11 protein-coding genes are annotated in these 17,276 nt (G+C 72.8%); 6 read left to right on the forward strand and 5 right to left on the reverse strand.

What is annotated here, in order from left to right; translation table 11 throughout:
* The first annotated feature begins 204 nt into the window (after positions 1-204).
* The 3 genes from ACH54P_RS22070 to ACH54P_RS22080 are packed head-to-tail and all read left to right on the forward strand — an operon-like array spanning position 205 to position 2,500.
* Positions 205-759, forward strand: coding sequence for a hypothetical protein (locus tag ACH54P_RS22070; RefSeq protein WP_489915638.1), 555 nt, complete (start codon positions 205-207; stop codon positions 757-759).
* A gap of 56 nt (positions 760-815) precedes the next feature.
* The gene (locus ACH54P_RS22075; protein WP_489915640.1) at positions 816-1,754 is read left to right on the forward strand and encodes an ATP-binding cassette domain-containing protein; all 939 of its coding nucleotides are present in this window, start codon (positions 816-818) and stop codon (positions 1,752-1,754) included.
* Entirely contained in the window at positions 1,754-2,500 is a 747-nt protein-coding gene (locus tag ACH54P_RS22080) for an ABC transporter permease (RefSeq protein WP_489915642.1), read from the forward strand. Before ACH54P_RS22075 ends, ACH54P_RS22080 begins: the two co-directional genes overlap by 1 nt.
* Here ACH54P_RS22080 and ACH54P_RS22085 read toward each other — a convergent pair.
* Positions 2,484-5,591 (reverse strand): AfsR/SARP family transcriptional regulator, encoded by a 3,108-nt coding sequence (locus ACH54P_RS22085; RefSeq protein ID WP_489915644.1) that lies wholly within the window; start codon positions 5,589-5,591, stop codon positions 2,484-2,486. The genes ACH54P_RS22080 and ACH54P_RS22085 overlap by 17 nt on opposite strands.
* A 113-nt stretch (positions 5,592-5,704) precedes the next feature.
* On the opposite strand from ACH54P_RS22085, the gene ACH54P_RS22090 reads away from it, so the two are divergent.
* Positions 5,705-6,931 (forward strand): cytochrome P450, encoded by a 1,227-nt coding sequence (locus ACH54P_RS22090; protein WP_489915646.1) that lies wholly within the window; start codon positions 5,705-5,707, stop codon positions 6,929-6,931.
* Between the two features lie 5 nt (positions 6,932-6,936).
* Here ACH54P_RS22090 and ACH54P_RS22095 read toward each other — a convergent pair whose 3' ends face one another.
* On the reverse strand, positions 6,937-9,753 hold the full coding sequence (locus tag ACH54P_RS22095) for a P-loop NTPase fold protein (protein WP_489915648.1): 2,817 nt from the start codon (positions 9,751-9,753) through the stop codon (positions 6,937-6,939).
* A gap of 114 nt (positions 9,754-9,867) precedes the next feature.
* On the opposite strand from ACH54P_RS22095, the gene ACH54P_RS22100 reads away from it, so the two are divergent.
* Entirely contained in the window at positions 9,868-10,722 is an 855-nt protein-coding gene (locus tag ACH54P_RS22100) for a TIGR03619 family F420-dependent LLM class oxidoreductase (protein ID WP_489915650.1), read from the forward strand.
* Between the two features lie 59 nt (positions 10,723-10,781).
* Positions 10,782-12,158: an FAD-binding oxidoreductase gene (locus ACH54P_RS22105; protein WP_489915652.1), complete on the forward strand. Its 1,377-nt coding sequence runs from the start codon at positions 10,782-10,784 to the stop codon at positions 12,156-12,158.
* A 39-nt stretch (positions 12,159-12,197) separates the two neighbouring features.
* Here the strand turns inward: ACH54P_RS22105 and ACH54P_RS22110 are convergent, their stop codons facing one another.
* The 3 genes from ACH54P_RS22110 to ACH54P_RS22120 are packed head-to-tail and all read right to left on the reverse strand — an operon-like array spanning position 12,198 to position 17,215.
* Complete coding sequence (locus tag ACH54P_RS22110; RefSeq protein ID WP_489915654.1) at positions 12,198-14,960, reverse strand: bifunctional YncE family protein/alkaline phosphatase family protein; 2,763 nt, start codon at positions 14,958-14,960, stop codon at positions 12,198-12,200.
* Positions 14,961-14,963: 3 nt separating this feature from the next.
* Entirely contained in the window at positions 14,964-16,307 is a 1,344-nt protein-coding gene (locus ACH54P_RS22115) for an ABC transporter permease (protein ID WP_489915656.1), read from the reverse strand.
* Complete coding sequence (locus tag ACH54P_RS22120; protein WP_489916562.1) at positions 16,304-17,215, reverse strand: ABC transporter ATP-binding protein; 912 nt, start codon at positions 17,213-17,215, stop codon at positions 16,304-16,306. The genes ACH54P_RS22115 and ACH54P_RS22120 overlap by 4 nt, the downstream gene beginning before the upstream one ends.
* Between the last annotated feature and the right edge of the window lie 61 nt (positions 17,216-17,276).

Below are 17,276 nucleotides of genomic sequence, written 5' to 3' on the forward strand. Positions count from 1 at the left end.
GCATATCGAAATCGGTGCCGCCGTCACCGATCCTCTTCGGTCAGTCGCCCGGTAGCCGGCACGTCGTCTCGGTGCCGGCCTTCGACGGCATGGCTCCCTTCGAGCTCGGCCCGGCTGGACCAGCCGCCGCCTGCTGCTCGCCCGCGCGGGGGCCGGTTTTTCCCTGAACGACACGGTGCTCCGGGCGGGCACGGAGCTGAAGCTGTGGTACGCCAACCACATCGAGGCGGTCCACGGGGAGGTGCCGAGGTCTTCGGACAGCCGCCGGCCGTCACCGCGTACGACCTGCGGGTTTGCTCGGTCGAGCGGGAGCCGGAGCCGGGTCGTCTCGATCTGCACGGGCGCGTTCGCGCCGGCGCGGCCGGGCTGCTGGACGGCCGCGAGGCGACCACCCACTGGCAGTACGCCGAGCTGCGGCAGGAGCGCTACCCGAAGGTCCGGGTGAACCGGAACGTCCTCTACGTGGACGGCGAAGACGTTCTCACCGGCGCGGGCAACGCCGCCGGGCTCGACCTGTGCCTGCACCTGGTGCGCCAGGACCACGGGGCCCGGCTCGCCAACGCCGTGGCGCGGCAGCTGGTCGGGCCGCCGCACCGGGAGGGCGGCCAGGCCCAGTTCGTGGCGGCCGCCGAGCAGGGCGCGCTGTCGATCGAGGAGATCGGCGCGGCCGTCGGCATCGACAGCCCGGTGACCTTCCGGCACCACTTCACCCGCGCCATGAAGACCTCCCCCTCGGCGTACCGCCGCACTTTCGCCTGACAGCCGTGTCAGGGGCGTGTCAGGTGGGCGTCAGGCCCGCCGCACACAGTGAGCGCATGACAGAACTGGCGATCACGGCTTCCGGGCTCCGGAAGGCCTACCAAGACAAAGTCGTCCTCGACGGCATCGACCTGGACGTCCGGGCGGGGACCGTCTTCTCCCTCCTCGGCCCGAACGGTGCCGGCAAGACCACGACGGTGAACGTCCTGACCACCCTGGCGAAGGCCGACGGCGGCACGGTCCGCGTCGCCGGGCACGACGTCGCGGCCGAGGCCAAGGCGGTGCGCTCGGCCATCGGGGTCACCGGGCAGTTCGCGGCGGTCGACGAGCTGCTCACCGGGCAGGAGAACCTGCAGCTGATGGTGGACCTCAGCCCGGTGTCCGCCCAGGAGGGCAAGCGGGTCGTCGGCGGGCTGCTGGAGCGGTTCGACCTGGTCGAGTCGGCGCGCAAGCCCGCATCGACCTACTCCGGGGGCATGCGCCGCAAGCTCGACCTGGCGATGACGCTCGTCGGCAACCCGCGGATCATCTTCCTCGACGAGCCGACCACGGGCCTGGACCCGCGCAGCCGCCGCACGATGTGGACGATCATCCGCGAACTGGTGGCCGACGGCGTGACCATCTTCCTCACCACCCAGTACCTCGAGGAAGCCGACCAGCTCGCCGACCGGGTCGCGGTGCTCGACCGGGGTCACCTGGTCGCCCAGGGCACGCCCGACGAGCTCAAGCGCCAGATCCCCGGTACCCACGTCCGGCTCCGGTTCGCGACCGTCGCCGAGCTCGACGCGGCCGCGCGGATCCTCACCGAGTCCACCCGGGACGACGACGCGCTGACCCTGCGGGTGCCCGGCGACGGCGGCACCAAGTCCCTGCGGACGCTGCTGGACCGGCTCGACGAGTACGCGATCAGCGCCGAAGGCTTCTCCGTCCACACCCCCGACCTCGACGACGTTTTCCTCGCCCTCACGGGCCACACCACGGAGGTGGCAGCGTAATGAGCAAGTCCCACTCGACAGTCATGCTGCGGCGCAACTTCAAGCACATCGCCCGGAACCCGACGTCCGTCTTCAACGCGGTCCTGATGCCGATCGTGATCATGCTGATGTTCGTGTACATGCTGGGAGACGCCTTCGACGTCGGAGTCGATTACGTCGACTACGCGACACCGGGCCTGATGCTGCTGGCCGTCTGCTACGGGCTGGGGGCCACCGCCACGGCGGTGAACTCCGACATGACGAAGGGCATCATCAACCGGTTCAAGGTCATGGACGTCTCCCGCGGCGCGGTCCTGACCGGGCACGTCGTCGCCGGCGTGCTGACCAACCTGATCGCCATCGCGGCCCTCGTCGGGGTGGCCTTCCTGCTGGGCTTCAGCCCGTCGGCGGGCTTCCTGGACTGGCTCGGCGTGCTGGGGATCGTCGTGCTGCTCGCCGTCGCGGCCGGCTGGCTCACGGTCGCGCTGGGCCTGTTCGCGAAGTCCCCGGAAACGGCGGGCATGGCTTCCGTGCCGCTGGTCATGCTGCCGTTCTTCAGCAGCGCGATCGCCCCGGCGGAGAAGATGGGGCCGGGCCTGCGGCAGTTCGCGGAGTACCAGCCCTTCACGCCGATCATCGAAACCGTGCGCGGGTTGCTCAACGGCACGCCCTCGACCGGCTACGCGATGGCCGCGATCGCCTGGTGCGTCGGCATCGCCGTCGCCGGGTACCTGTGGGCGAACTCGACGTTCAAGAAGCGAGCGTGACGGCGGCCAGGTCGCTCCAGTCCGCCTGCGCCCCCTCCTGAGTCGCCTCGGTGAACTTCGTGTCACCGAGGCGATTCCGCGCGTCCCGCTCGATCCGGGACACGTCCGGCCGGGACAGGTCCGGCAGGCCGCGCACGCCGGCGCTCGCCGCGAGCAGCCGCGCGGCCTGCTCGTACTGTTCGCGGCGCAACGCCAGGTCCGCGATCCCGACGAGCACCTGCGCGACCAGGGGTGCGTGTCCCACCTCGGACGCCGCCCGGAAGGCCTCGGCCCGGTGCCTGCGGGCCTCGGCGAGATCCTCGGCGAGGTAGCCGAGGAGGTCCTCGGTCGTCGCGCGGACCTGGGCCCGCTCGGCGGCGTTGCCCAGCATGGCGGTCGCGACGCCGAGCTGACGGCGGGCCTGCTCGGCATCGCCGGTCCAGCGGGCCAGCTCCGCCTTCGCCAGGGCCAGCTCGGTCAGCGCGCCCGGCCAGGCGACCCGTTCCGCGCTTTCCTGCGCCTGCGCGATGGCGGCCGCGCTCGCCTGCTCGTCACCCGCCAGCCAGTAGAGCTGGGCCTGCCGCGAGCGCATCCGCACGGCGTCCTCGACCGAGCCGACCTCGGTGACCACCGCGATCGCCTGTTCGTAGTGCTCGCACGCACCGGCGAAGCCGCCTCGCATGGCCATGAGGTCCGCCAGCTCGGTCAGGGCGAACGAAGTCCCCCACCGTTCGCCGAGCGCGCGGAACTCGGCGAGAGCCGTTTCGAGGTACGAATCGGCGTCCTGGCCGTCCCGGCCGAGCTGGATCCGCGTCTTGCCGAGCTGCAGCCGGGCGAGGGCGCGGACCCAGGGGTCCTCGTCGGCGATCAGCGGTTCCCACGCGGTCAGGAACGCATCCGGGGCGCGCAGCATCTGTTCCAGGGCGGCGACCAGCGACACCGCCGGGTGGGGGTGCTCGAGGCGCCGGCCGATCTCGTACACCTGGTGGATCCACTCGGCCGCCTGGTGCTGGTCGCTCTCCCGGCCGGCGGTCAGGAAGCCCGTGACGAACGCGTACACGGTGGCCCGGATCCGGTCCGGCACCTCGCCGGGCACGGCGGTGGCCGCCATGAGCAGCTCGTTGCCCTCCGCCTTGTGCCCGCCGAGCCACCAGTACCAGCCGGCGGCGGCCGCGAGCCGCATCGCCCCCGGCGCCTCGCCCGCCGCCAGCGCCCCGCGCATCGCGGCGGCGATGTTGTCGTGCTCGGCCTCGAGCGCGGCGAGCCGGTCCAGCTGTCCGGCCCGGCGGAGGTGCGGCTCGGCGGTCTCGGCGAGTTCGGTGAAGTACTCCAGGTGCGCCCGGCGCGCCGAATCCGCCTCGCCGGCCTCCGCGAGCCGCTGCTCGGCGTATTCCTTGATGGTGCCGAGCATCCGGTAGCGCGGGGCCCGGTCGCCTTCGGTGACCACCAGCAGCGACTTTTCGGTCAGGGCGGTCAGCAGCTCCTCGACCGTGTCGCCGGCGCAGACCCGCTCGGCCGCTTCCAGGGTCGCGCCGCCGGAGAACACCGAAAGCCGGCACAGGACCAGGCGTTCGGCGTCGCTGAGCAGTTCCCAGCTCCAGTCGATCACCGCGCGCAGCGTCCGGTGCCGCGGCAGTGCGGTCCGGCTGCCGCCGGTCAGCAGGCGGAACCGGTTGTCGAGCCGGGTGGCGAGCTGCTCGAGCGACATCGTGCGCAGCCGGGCCGCGGCGAGCTCGATCGCCAGCGGCATCCCGTCCAGCGCCCGGCAGACCCGCGCCAGGGTCGACCGCGTCGCGGCGTCCGTCCCGAGGTCCCCGCGCACAGCACCGGCCCGGTCCCGCAGCAGCCGGACGGCGGGCGCGGACTCGATCTCGGCCGGGTCGGCGTCCTCGGCGGGCATGACGAGCGGGGCGACCGGCCACAGGGCTTCACCCGTGATGCCGAGCGGCTCGCGGCTCGTCGCGAGGATCCGCAACCGGCGGCACTCGCCGAGCACCCGGTGGGCGAAGGTCGCCGCGGACTCGATCACGTGCTCGCAGTTGTCCAGGACCAGCACCAGGTCCCGCTCGCGGAGCGCGGCGACGACCCGGTCGGCCGGCGACGCGTCGGGCGCGTCGCCGAGCAGGGCGTCCCGCAGCTTCAGCGCGGCGAGCGTCGCCTGGGCGACGTCTCCGTCCGCGCCGATGGGCGCGAGCTCGACCAGCCAGGCGCCGTCCGGCACGTCGCCGAGCATCGCGCGCGCGGTTTCGGTGGCCAGCCGGGTCTTCCCCGAGCCGCCCGGCCCGACCAGGGTGGTGAGCCGGTGGCCGTCGACGAGCTCGCGGACCGCGGCGACGTCGGCCTCCTTGCCGACGTAGCTGGTCAGCTCGGCCCGCAGGTTGGTCTTCCGGGGCTCCTCCCGCCGGCCCAGCTCGCCCCGCAGCAGCGCGACGTGCAGTTCGGACAGCTCCGGCGAAGGGTCGACGCCCAGCTCGTCGGCCAGGGTTTCGCGGGTGCGCTCGTAGACGCGCAGGGCTTCGTTCTCGCGACCGGTCGCGGCGAGCGCGCGCATCAGCGCGGCGACCAGCCGTTCGCGGACCGGGTGCGCGGCCACCAGGTCGGTCAGCTCGGTGACCTCGCCCTGGCCGAAATCGGTCTCCGCGTCGAAGCGGTCTTCGAGGGCGGCCAGCCGGAGGCCCTCCAGCCGGACGACCGCCGCGTCGAACGCGTCGCTCTCCGTCAGGCCGACGTCCTGCATGGCGGCCCCGCGCCACAACGCGAGGGCTTCGCGCAGCCGCCGCCGGTCGCCGCCGGCCTGGGCGACGAGGCGTTCGAACCGCACGGCGTCGACGGCGTCGGGGGCCACCGCGAGCCGGTAGCCGGTCGGCAGGCCGTCGACCGAGCCGTCCGGCAGGACCTTCCGCAGCCGGGAAACCAGGCGCTGCAACGCGTTGGTCGCGTCGGCGGGCGGCCGCTCACCCCAGATCCAGTCGACGAGCGCCGTCTTCGGGACCACGTGACCCGGTTCGAGCGCGAGGGCGATCAGCAGCCCGCGCAGCCGCGCTCCCGGCACGTCGGCGAGAACGCCGTCGTCCGCGCGAACCTCGAATGGACCCAGCATCCCGATCTGCACCCGGCCCAGTCTGCCACGGGTGATCAGGACCTCCCGTGTCCGAGCCGTGTCAGGGCCGTGTCAGGCCCTTCGGCGAACGTGGCGGCACGCCCCCCACCACGAGAGGACTCCCGATGAGCCAGACGGTCGACACCCCGCACGGTCTCCCGATGGAGCGCGACGCCGGCCCCTTCGACCCGCCGAGCGGGATCACCCGGCTGCGCGCGGCGCGCCCGGTCAGTCCCCTGGTCTTCCCCGACGGTCACGAGGGCTGGCTGGTCACCGGCTACGACGAGGTCCGTCAGATGATGGCCGACACCCGGTTCAGCTCGCGGCTGGACCTCGACGTCGTCCACGTGCCGTACGAGACGCCCGGCATGCCCGCCGCCACCGAGCCGTCCCCGCAGCTGCCCGGCATGTTCATCGCCATGGACCCGCCGGACCACAGCCGGCTGCGCAAGCGGCTCACCGGCGCCTTCACCGTCAAGCGGATGAAGCAGCTCGAAGAGCACATCGCCGACGTCGTCGAGCGGCAGCTGGACCACCTGGCGAAGCTGACCCCGCCGGTCGACCTGGTCCGGGAGTTCGCGCTGCCGGTGCCCTCGCTGGTGATCTGCGAACTGCTCGGCGTCCCCTACGCGGACCGGGAGTCCTTCCAGGCCGACTCCGCCCAGTTCATGGTCCGGGACCAGACCCTGGAGCAGAAGATGGGCGCGTACATCGCGCTGAACACCTACCTGTCCGAACTGGTCACGCGCAAGCGCGCCGAACCGGGCGAAGACATCCTGTCGGACCTGGCCGGCCACGAAGACCTGACCATCGAGGAGCTGACCGGCGCCGCCTTCCTGCTGCTGCTCGCGGGGCACGAGACCACGGCCAACATGCTTTCGCTGGGCACCTTCGCGCTGCTGGAGCACCCGGCGCAGCTGGCCGAGCTGCGCGCCGACCCGGCGCTGCTGCCCGCCGCCGTCGAGGAGCTCCTGCGGTACCTGTCCGTCGCCGACATCTTCTTCCGCTACGCCACGGAGGACCTCGAACTCGGCGGGGAGACGATCCCCCGCGGCTCGACGGTGGTCGTCTCGCTGCTGGCCGCCAACCGCGACCCCCGCCGCTTCGAGAACCCGGACACCCTCGACCTCCACCGCAACGCCCGCGGCCTGCTGTCCTTCGGCCACGGCGTCCACCAGTGCCTCGGCCAGCAGCTGGCCCGCGTCGAGATGCGCGCCGGGTTCGAGGGCCTGCTGCGCCGGTTCCCGGACCTCGCACTCGCCGTCCCCGCCGGCGAGGTGAAGCTGCGGACCGACATGAACATCTACGGCGTCCACGAGCTGCCGGTGACCTGGACGGAAACGGCGGGCTGAGCGGGTCAGGCGGTCGGGAAGGAGAACCGCCGGACCAGGGGCAGCCAACGCTGGTAGGAGCCGGCGAGTTCGGGGGGCGCGAGTCCGGTGGCGGCGGCGCGGACGGCGGTCAGCCGGTCACGCAGGAGCGGGTCGCCGCACCCGTCGAGCAGGTCCGGCAGGGTGCGGTCGGGAGCCGCCTCGGCCAGCGCGCCGAACAGCCTCTCGGCCGCGCGGGGATCACCCACCATGACGGCGAGCAGGAGCAACACGGCCCGGTGCGGCGGTTCGGGGGAGCCCTCGTCGACGAACTCGTCGAGTGCCGGTCCCTGGAACCGCGCGCGGAGCAGCCGGTACAGGTTGACCAGGCGTTTGGCCGCCCGGGGCGTCGGGACGAGCGGGCCGAGCGTGGCCATGAACGCGAACTCGGCCGACGAGACGGCCAGCCGTCCGGGCAGCAGGTCCAGCGGTGGCGGCCCGGACGCCGGCCGGGCGCCTGGCGCCGGGGCCGGGGCTACCGACCGCGTGCCTTCGACGCGGTGCTCCCCGGGCGGTTCCGCCGGCTCCCCGGGGTCGCCGCGATCCGGCGGCCCGCCGTCCTCGGCCTCCCCTTTCGAGGCGAGAGCGCGGATGAAGTCCACGAAGCCTTCGTCGCCCATGGGCCGCACCACGAGCGGGATCTGGAAGATCTTCTCCAGGTACTGGGCGGCGAGCAGCTCACCGTCGGCGTCCCGGTCGAGGGTGCCTTCGAGCATGTCCGCGTAGTGCTGGCGGATCGCGCGGGCGAGCCAGCGGGCGTCGACGCCGACGACGACCGTGAAGACCGGGAGCGCCAGCATCAGGTGGATGGCCTCGAGGACCTGGATGACGACCTTCGGCGCACAGCGGTCGAGGTCGTCGATGTAGAGCACGATGCGCTCGATCCCGGCCCCGCCGCCGGGCAGTTCCCGGTCCCGCGCCAGCATCGCCGCGAAGGTCTCGAGGTCCCGGCGCAGCAGCGAGATCACGCCCAGGTGCCGCCGGTAGTCCTGGCTCCCGCGGCGCGCGTCGACGAACGCGGCGATGTGGTTGCCGGGAGCCAGTTCGGCGATCGCCTGCTCCAGGCGTTCCGCCTCCCCGTCCAGTTCCGCCAGCCGGCGCGTGGTCTCGGCGGCCTTGCGGTCGGGCGCGTCGAGCTTGCCCACCAGCGCGCGGATCCGGGCCACCGCGGCACGCACGCGCACCACCGCGGTCCCGCACGCGCCGACCACGGCCAGTGCGCCCGCCAGCCCGGTCCAGCCGGTCCAGCCCACGACGGCGGCCAGCACGCCCACCACCGCGGCGCCCCCGAGCAGGACCAGGCCCGGCCAGGGGTCCCGGCGCAACCACTGCCAAAGTCCCTTCAGGTCGACGGACAGACCGGCGGCTTCGTCCGCGAAGACCTGGACGGACTCGACGGTCAGCTCGTCCACGCCCAGTTCGGCCGCGATCCAGGCCTTGTCCTCACGGGACAGGCTGCGGAGCAACGCCTTGGCCATCGCGCCGGGGCGGCGGCCCCGCGCGGCCCGCTGTTCCTGCTGGGCGGTCAGCAGCATCCGCTCCATGCGGACCGCGCTCAGCTGCCCCAGCAGCGATTCCTCGGCTCGCCGGCTCTCGGCCAGGTCGTCCGCCCGGCGCTGCAGATCGGTTTCGGAGCTGCCGGAGGCGAGGTTGTCGAAGATGTGCGCGGCCAGGCTGGCCCAGAGGTTCGACTCCGTGTAGTGCCAGGCGTTGAAGGTGACCTGCCGGATCGCCGAGCAGTACGACGACACCGAACGACCTCGCCTGCCGGCGGCCGCCTCCGCTTCTCCCGCGGCGACGGCCAGGCTCCGGATCCGTTCGCGCATGAGCCGCATGAAGAAGCTCTTGCCCGAGCCCCAGTCCCCGAACAACCCGATCGACAGCGGCGGCTCCACCAGCCGGGACGCGACCAGGTCGGCCAGCATGAGCACGTCCGTGGTGACGCCGAGCCGATCGGCCCCCTCGTCGGTGTCGGCCTGGTAGTCGGCGACGTGGCGCGGACCCGGGCGGATCGGGTGTCCGTCGTCCGCGAGGCTCAGGAAACCGGCGAGGGTGCGCACGTCGGCCGCGGACGGGAAGAGCTCCCGCAGCGCTTGCTGTTCCCGGTCGCTGAGCTGTCCGGTCAGGTGGACGACCCGCGGGTTCAGCGACTCCCGGAGGCGCTTCTCGCTCGACTGCAGCACGTCTTCGCGGACGATGGCCAGGCCCCAGCGCCGGCCCGGGCCCCGCAGCCACGCCCCCAGCGCGGAGAGGTCCGCGCCGGCGAGGCTCTCGGGGGAAAAGGTGTCGTCGAGCCAGACCACGGCGTCCGCCGGGCCTTCGGGCAGGAAGCGCAGATCCGGCTCGACGAGCAGGGCCGCGTCGGGCAGGGTCCGGCGCACCGCCTCGTACGCCGTGCGGCGGGCACCGGCGTCCGAGTCGTACCCCAGCACCACCATCCCCGGCGTCGCCAACGCCCGGTCCAATGCCGCGTCGACGTCTCTCGGCAGGTAGGGCACGGTCGTCCCGTACGCCAGCAAGGCGTCCGGCGCGACGTCGCGGACGCGCGGCACGGACCCCGGGACGTCGAGGGTGCCGGCCACCAGTGCGTCGGCCAGCTCCGGCTGGAGCCCCAGCGCCTCGGCCAGCAGCCGCTGCGTGCCCGGCCTCGACCCGGCGAGTTCGCCGCTCTCGATCCTGCGGACCGTGCGCACGCCGACGGTGGCCCGCTCGGCCAGTTGCTCCTGCGTCATCCCCGCCTGTCGCCGCAGTTGCCGCAGCTGCTCGCCGAACCGGCTGTTGCCCTGCCCCTCGTCCGAACTCACGATCCTCCCCCGCGGGCGGCGCCGACCCGATCCTCCAACCTAGCCGACGACCGGCCGCCCGGCGACGGCCGTCGGGTTGCCTTGACGTCGACGTCAAGGGCTAGCTTCGCGACGGTGGAATTCGGGATCAGTTACAGCACACCGCACTTCGGCGTCGACCCGGACCGGATCCTGCGGTTCGCGCGGGACGCGGAAGACTGCGGGTTCGAGTCCTTGTACCTGCCGGAGCACATCGCGCTGTACCCCGGCGCGAAGATCGGGCCGAGGGAGCTGCCGCCGTCGCTGCCCTACGGCGATCCGCTCGAGTGCCTGAGCTTCGTCGCCGCCGGGACGCGGCGCATCCTGCTCGGCACCGGCGTCCTGCTGCTGCCCTACCACCACCCGGTCGTGCTCGCGAAACGGCTCGCGACGATCGACGTGCTGTCCGGCGGCCGCATGCGGCTGCTCACGGTCGGGGTCGGCGCGCTGCCCGGCGAGGCCAGGGCGGCCGGCGTCGACTTCGCCACCCGGGGCCGCCGGGCCGACGAGGCGATCGACGTGCTGCGGCTGCTGTGGGCCGGCGGCGAGGACGGCGTCGGCTTCGCCGGGGAGTTCTTCGCCTTCGAAGACGTCTGCAGCTTCCCGAAGCCGCTCGGGCTCGCCGGCCTGCCGATCCACGTCGGTGGTTCGAGCCGGGCCGCGGCGCGGCGGGCCGGGCGGCGCGGGGACGGCTACTTCCCCGGCGGCACGCTCACGCCGGACGAACGCCGGCTCCAGTTCGAGCTCGCGCGGAAGGCGGCGCTCGACGCCGGCCGGGACCCGGACGCGCTGCAGCACACCCGGTGGGGCTCCCTCGACCTGTCCGAAAAGGACATCGAGGCGTTCGCCGAGCAGGGGGTCACCCGGCTCGTCGTCACCCCGACGACGGCCGACCCGGCGCGGCAGCGCGACGAGCTGGCGGCGTTCGCGGAGCGCGCCGGCCTGGGCTGACCGGCAAGATGGCCGTAGGCCTTGCTGTGGGGGCACGGTGACGAAGGAGGTTCCCGCGGATGCTGATCGACAACCTGGCCGCCGCCCTGCCGGCCGACCGGCTGGTCCGTGACCCGGACGTGGTGCGGGGTTTCGCGCACGACGAGGCCGAATGGGCGCCCTACGCGCCGCCCGCGGTGGTCGTCCGGCCGCACACCGCCGACGAGGTCCGGACCGTGGTGCGCGCCTGCCTGCACCACCGGATCCCGCTCGTCACCCGCGGCGCCGGCACCGGCCTGTCCGGCGGGGCGAACGCCGTCGACGGCTGTGTCGTGCTGGTCACCGACCGCCTCACCGCGATCAAGGAGATCAACGAGCACGAGCGGTACGCGGTCGTCGAGCCCGGCGTGGTCAACGACAACCTGCGCGCCGCCTGCGCCGGGCACGGGCTCTGGTACCCGCCCGATCCGGCCAGCTCGCCGTGGTCGACCCTCGGCGGCAACGTCGCCACCAACGCCGGCGGCGTCTGCTGCGTCAAGTACGGCGTCACCCGCGACTACGTCCTGGGCCTGCAGGTCGTCACCGGCACCGGCGAGCTCGTCCGGCTCGGCCGCCGCACCGCGAAGGGCGTCGCCGGCTACGACCTGACCGGGCTGGTGGTGGGCTCGGAGGGCACGCTCGGCGTGATCACCGAGGTCACCGTCCGCCTGCGGCCCGCCCGCGCCGCCGAACGCACGGTCGCCGGGTACTTCGACACGACCGTCGCCGCCGGGCGGGCCGCGGCGGCGGTCGCGGCCCGCGGCGTGCTGCCGTCGGCGCTCGAGCTCGTCGACCGGCACTGCCTCGCCGCCGTCGACGCGTGGAAGAACATGGGGCTCAGCGCCGACGCGAACGTCGTGCTGCTCGCCCGCACCGACGCCCCCGGCGCGCTCGGGGAGCACGAGGCCGCGGAAATCCTGGACTGCTTCGAACAGGCCGGCGCGACCTGGGCCGCCCAGTCGACCGACCAGGCCGAGGCCGACGCCCTGTTCGCCGCGCGCCGGCTGGCCTACCCCGCCCTGGAGCGGCTCGGCCCGGTGCTCACCGAGGACGTCTGCGTCCCCACCCAGGCCGTGCCCGAGATGCTCGCCCGCATCGACGCGGCCGCCCTGCGCCACGACGTCCGCATCGCCAACGTCGCCCACATCGGCGACGGCAACCTGCACCCGCTGCTGGTCACCCCGCCCGGCGACGACGCCGCCCGCGAGCACGCCCAGGCCGCGTTCGAGGACATCATCGCCGGCGCCCTCGACCTCGGCGGCACCGTCACGGGGGAACACGGCGTCGGCCTGCTCAAGCGGCCCGGCCTCGCCCGCGAGCTCGGGCCGGAGGTCCTGGAGCTGCACCGCGCGGTCAAACGCGCCCTCGACCCGCTGGGCATCTTCAACCCCGGCAAGGTCCTTCCCCCGCCGGGCTGACCGGGAGGCCTCCTGCCGCGGAGGCCTCCCGGTGTTCACTCAGCCGTCGGATTCCGCCGACGGGAGGTACGCGCCCGGCACCCGGTCGGGGGCGAACACCTGGTTCTCCCCCGGGTAGGGCTGCTCCCAGCCGTGCGTCTGGTACCACGTGAAGTGGTTCAGCTGCGCGGGGTTGGCGTAGTCCGCGACGGCGTCCGGGCCGGTCAGACGCTGGTGCGTCGTCCACTCCTGCCACTGCGCCGCCACTTCCCGCTTGTCCGCGGGCACCACCGACGACGGCACCGGCGCGGCGGCCGGGTTCGCCGGGGCGGGGGTGTCCGGGCCGCACGACGGCTGGGCCGCCAGGCCGCCCGTCAGCGAGGTGCGGTTCGGCACCGCGGTGAACGGCGTGTAGTCCGGCTTCGCCGTGAAGGCCGCGCTCATCGGCGTCGCCGCGGTGTCCTTCTGGTTCATCGGCTTGACCCCGAGGATCTGCTCGATCGTCCGGATCATCGTGATCTGCGAGTAGAAGTGGCTGTCGACGACGCCGTGCTGGGCGTACGGGCTGATGATCTGCACCGGCGCCCGGTGTCCGTCGACGTGGTCGAGACCGGCCTGGGAGTCGTCCTCGACGACGAAGATCGCCGAGTCCTTCCAGTACTGGCTGTGCGAGATCGTGTCGACGATCTTGCCGACGGCGAGGTCGTTGTCGGCGACCTGGGCGGCCGCGTTCGGCGGGCCGCCGGTGTGGTCGCTGGACAGCCAGAACATGTTCAGGTTGGCCGGCCCGTTCTTCTCGAAGTCGTTCTTCCAGATCTGGTAGCGGTACTGGTCCGGCACCGAGGTGTCGAACTTCGGGAAGGCCGGCACCGAGACGTCGTTCAGCGACGGGATCGGTGACGTCGAAACCAGCGGGTAGGCGCTGGGCTCGCCGGTCGCCGCCATGTTCTTCGAGTCGCAGTACAGGTTCTGCCAGCTGGCCCCGGCCGGCTTGGTCAGGAACTGCTGGAACTCGCCGAAGTTCCGCACCGACTTCCCGGCCGCCTGCGCGCCGGTCCAGAGGAACCCGGAGCTCTGGTGGCCGAGGGCGTCGTCCTCGGTGTCGTAGCTGCGCAGGTACTCACCGGCCGAAGACTCGGTGTACTCGGGGTTGTCGGCCTGCATCAGCCAGTTGTGGCCCTCGGCGGAGTTCGTGCCGATGTCGTAGGTGTTGTCGTACAACCCGAACTGCCGCTCCAGCGCGTGCTGGTTCGGCGTCACGTTCTCGCCGAACTGCGCCACCGTGGGGTCGCCGTTGCCGCGCGCGTCGTCCCCGAAGAGCTGGTCGTAGGTCCGGTTCTCCTTGACCAGCAGGAAGACGTGCTTGATCGTCGACGGGTCGCCGAGCCGTGCCGGGACGGGCACCGGGTTGCGGTGGCCGTTGTCGGTGGCCACCTGGACCGAGTTGTTCGTCCAGCCGTTCTGCTCGAAGACCTGGGCCGTGTACCCGCGGATCGCGCGGTCGTCCGGCAGCCGGAACTTCTGCAGGCTCGACGTCGTGTCGTGCGTGCCGTGCCCGGCCGCCGTCGTCGGGCGGAGGGCGTCGATCCCGCGGGTGTTGGAGACCAGGACGTCCGGCCCGACCGTGGTGATCGCGGTCGGGAAGTAGTCCGTCGGCAGCAGGCCGACGTAGCTCACCGGCTCCTGCGCCCGCTGGTAGCGGTAGACGGCGACCGCGTTGGCGCGGCCGAGCGTCACCAGCAGGTGCCCGTCGCCGGTGAGGGTCACCCCGTCCGGCTCGTACCCGACCGAGGCCTGCGGCCACGGCTGGGTCGCGATGGTCTGCACGACCTGGTCGCGGCTCGTGTCGATGACGGAAACGGTGTTGCTCGCCGTGTTCGTGACGAACAGCGCGCCGTTTTTGAAGTACACCGCGGTCGGGTGCAGGCCGACGTCGATGCTCTTCGGCGCGGCGGCCGCGTTCGCCAGGTCGATGACGCTGACCGTGCCGCTGGTCGTCGCCCCGGTGGTCGGGCTGGCCGGCACCTGGGTGTTGTACGAGTTCAGCGTCGGCTCGCCGGGCTTCGCCGGGCGGCCGCCTTCGTTGCTGACGTACAGCTTGTTCCCGGCCTTGACCAGGTCACGCGGCGCGTTGCCGACGGCCCAGCTCTGCTTGATCGCCCCGGTCGCCGCGTCGAGCGCGACGACGCGGTTCTGGCCGTTGACGGCGGAGTACACGGTCGAGCCGTCGGGCGAGAACACCGCCTGCGCCACCAGCGCGTGCTTCGGCCCGTCCGCCGGGATCTTGACCGACGTCGGAGCCGACACGGTGCCGTCGGCGTTCACGGTGAAGCGCGTGTAGCCGTCGGTCTGCGCCAGCCACAGCGCCTTGCCGTCCGGCGAGTACGAGGGTCCTTCTTGACCCACGTCGTTGCCGGCGATGCGCAGGTTCGCCGTCGCGGAGTTGCCGACGAGCTGCTGCACCTTCCAGCTCTTGAGGTCGACGATGGTGAGCGCGATCCCGCCGTCGGTGGTCAGCGCGGCGAGGTGGCTGCCGTCCGGGCTGACGGACGACGCCATGATCTTGCCGTTGTTGACGACCAGGCGGTCGCCGATCGGCTTGATGTACTGGTCGGCGGAGACGACCTGGCCGTTTTCGGTGACCTGGCCGACGTGCTCCTCGCCGAACTGCCGCGTCGAAGCGACACCGATCCCGGTGCCGGTGGCGACGAGCACGAGCGTGGCGGAACCGGCCGTCGCGAAGCGCAACCGGTGACCACCGAGGTGACCGAGAAGGCCGGAGCGGGCCTTCCCGACACGCCGTCTGCGGCGTGTTACCTGCATGGGTTATCCCTTCGGGGTGGAGGAGAGCAGCTCGACGTTCGCGTCGAACTGCCAGAGCGGGTTGGGTTGGTCCCCTTCGGGGGTCCGCACCTGGAAGTAGCCGTTCACTTCCTTCGGTCCGTCGCCGTCGGCGACGTACCGCCCGTCCGAGGTGATGTCGAGCTGGTAGACGGCCGACCCCGTGGCGTCGATGCCGGGCAGGTGCCAGGAGACGACGCACCGCCAGTCGTTGCCTGGCCCTTCGGGGGCGACCAGCCCGTCGCCCTTGGTGCACGCGGCCGTGGCCGCCAGCTGCGCCTCGGTGACGTCCGGGCGGTTGAGCTGCGCGGTCTGCAGGCGGTAGAGGTGGGCGAACGCCGTCGCGACCGACTGCTGCACCTTGTCCTGCTCGATCCCGGTGCCCAGGGCCGGCGTCGACGCGGCGAGGACCGCGACCGTGACGGCGAAGAGCCCGGCGAGCGGCAGCGCGCCGACGGTGAGGGCGCGGCGCCCCGAGCCGTCGTGGGCGAGGTTGGTGAAGTCGCGGCGGACGAACAGCAGGTACGCCAGCGCGGTCGCGAGCACCGCCCACGCCAGGCCGACGCCGACGCCGATCAGCAGCGGCCCGAGCTGGGCCGGGTCGGTGAACAAGCCGTTCCACGCGATGAAGGCGTAGCTGGGCAGGGCGACGCGGACGGCGACGGGCAGCGGCAGCAGCTGGGCGAGCGCCATCACGAGGGCGACGACGGCGGGCAGCAGCAGCCCCATCGGCGACCGTCCCCAAAGGACGGACCCGAGCAGCCCGATCGCGGCGAGCGCGAGGGTCGGGGCGAGCACGCAGACCCACGCGAGCAGGACCTGCGCGGCGGCGTCCCCCGGCGTCAGCAGGTGGCCGTCGAAGCCGACCAGTGCCCGGTTCCCGACGGCGAGGAGCCCGCCCGCCGTGCTCGACACGGCCATCCCGGCGACGAGCACGAGGATGACGGTGAGACTGGCAAGCGCTTTCGCGACGAAGATCCGCCGGGCCGACCGGACCGCGACGAGCAGGTGCCGCCAGGTGCCGAGCCGGTCCTCGGCCGCGAACACGTCCCCGGCGACCACCGACGTCAGCAGCGGAAGCGCGTACGTGCCCGCGAAACCGAGCATCACGAGCGGCCCGGCCCACCCGGTGGCGTTCATCCAGCGGCCGAAGAGGGTGTCGACCGGCAGCGAACTCTGCTCGCTCACCGCGGCGACGAACAGGGCGGGCGCGATCCAGCAGGCCAGCACGAGCAGGCGGATCCGCCAGGTGGAGAACAGCTTGACCAGCTCGAAGCGGTAGCCGCGGGACACGGGAACGGGACGGGCGACGGCGACGGACGCGGTCATCGGGCGGTCTCCTGCTCGGTGAGGGCGAGGAACGCGGCTTCCAGCGGGGACACCACGGGGGCGAGTTCGCGCACGGCGACGCCGTCCTTCGCCAGCCGCAGCACGAGTTCGTCCACCGCGGGCACCCGCGCGCGGAGGACGAACACCTCGGCGTCCCGCTGCGCGCCGGTGTCCTCGAGGAGGCGGATCCCCGCCGTGTCCTCGAGCACCCGCCGGGCGGAACCGGCGTCGGAGGTGCGCAGCCGGTAGTCGAGTTCGTCGTTTTCGGCCGACAGCTTCGCCAAGGGACCGGTGAAGACGACGCGGCCGGCGGCGAGGATGGTGACTTCGGAGCACAGGGCCTCGAGGTCGTCCATGCGGTGGCTCGACAGCACCACGGTGGTGCCCTCCGCCGCGAGCCGGTCGAGGACGCCGTGGACGTGCTTCTTGCCGGCCGGGTCGAGGCCGTTGGCCGGCTCGTCGAGCACCAGCAGCCGCGGTTCGGTGAGCAGCGCGGCGGCGAGGCCGAGCCGCTGGCGCATGCCGAGGGAGAAGCCCCGCACCCGGTCGTCGGCGACGTCGGTCAGCCCGACCTGGCCGAGGCTGTCATCGATGTCAGCGGACCGCGAACCGCGCCCGCGGAGCCGGGCCAGCGCGCTGAGGTTCTGCCGGGCGGTGAGCGAGGGGTAGAGGCCGGGTCCGTCGACGAACCCCGCGACCCCGGCGAGGGCGCTGCCGACCGGTGTGCCGAGGATTTCGAGCTTGCCGTCGTCGGCGACCGCCAGGCTCAGCAGCAGCCCGAGCAGGGTCGTCTTGCCCGCGCCGTTCGGGCCGACCAGCCCGTGGATCCGCCCCGGCGCCACGTCCAGGTCGATGCCGTCGAGCGCGACGACGTCACCGAAGCACTTGGTGATCCCGCGCGCTCTCACTGCCAAGGGTGCGTCCATGGGTCCCTTACCTTTGTTCCCGGCTTGCGCCGAGAAACTTAGG

The sequence above is a fragment of the Amycolatopsis sp. N2S4-7 genome, from assembly GCF_058119595.1.

Bases quoted from the DNA above. Each gene is read 5' to 3' on its own strand.
- ACH54P_RS22075 (WP_489915640.1), top strand. From the start codon at position 816: ATGACAGAACTGGCGATCACGGCTTCCGGGCTCCGGAAGGCCTACCAA.
- ACH54P_RS22080 (WP_489915642.1), top strand. From the start codon at position 1,754: ATGAGCAAGTCCCACTCGACAGTCATGCTGCGGCGCAACTTCAAGCAC.
- ACH54P_RS22090 (WP_489915646.1), top strand. From the start codon at position 5,705: ATGAGCCAGACGGTCGACACCCCGCACGGTCTCCCGATGGAGCGCGAC.
- ACH54P_RS22105 (WP_489915652.1), top strand. From the start codon at position 10,782: ATGCTGATCGACAACCTGGCCGCCGCCCTGCCGGCCGACCGGCTGGTC.
- ACH54P_RS22110 (WP_489915654.1), bottom strand. From the start codon at position 14,960: ATGCAGGTAACACGCCGCAGACGGCGTGTCGGGAAGGCCCGCTCCGGC.
- ACH54P_RS22115 (WP_489915656.1), bottom strand. From the start codon at position 16,307: ATGACCGCGTCCGTCGCCGTCGCCCGTCCCGTTCCCGTGTCCCGCGGC.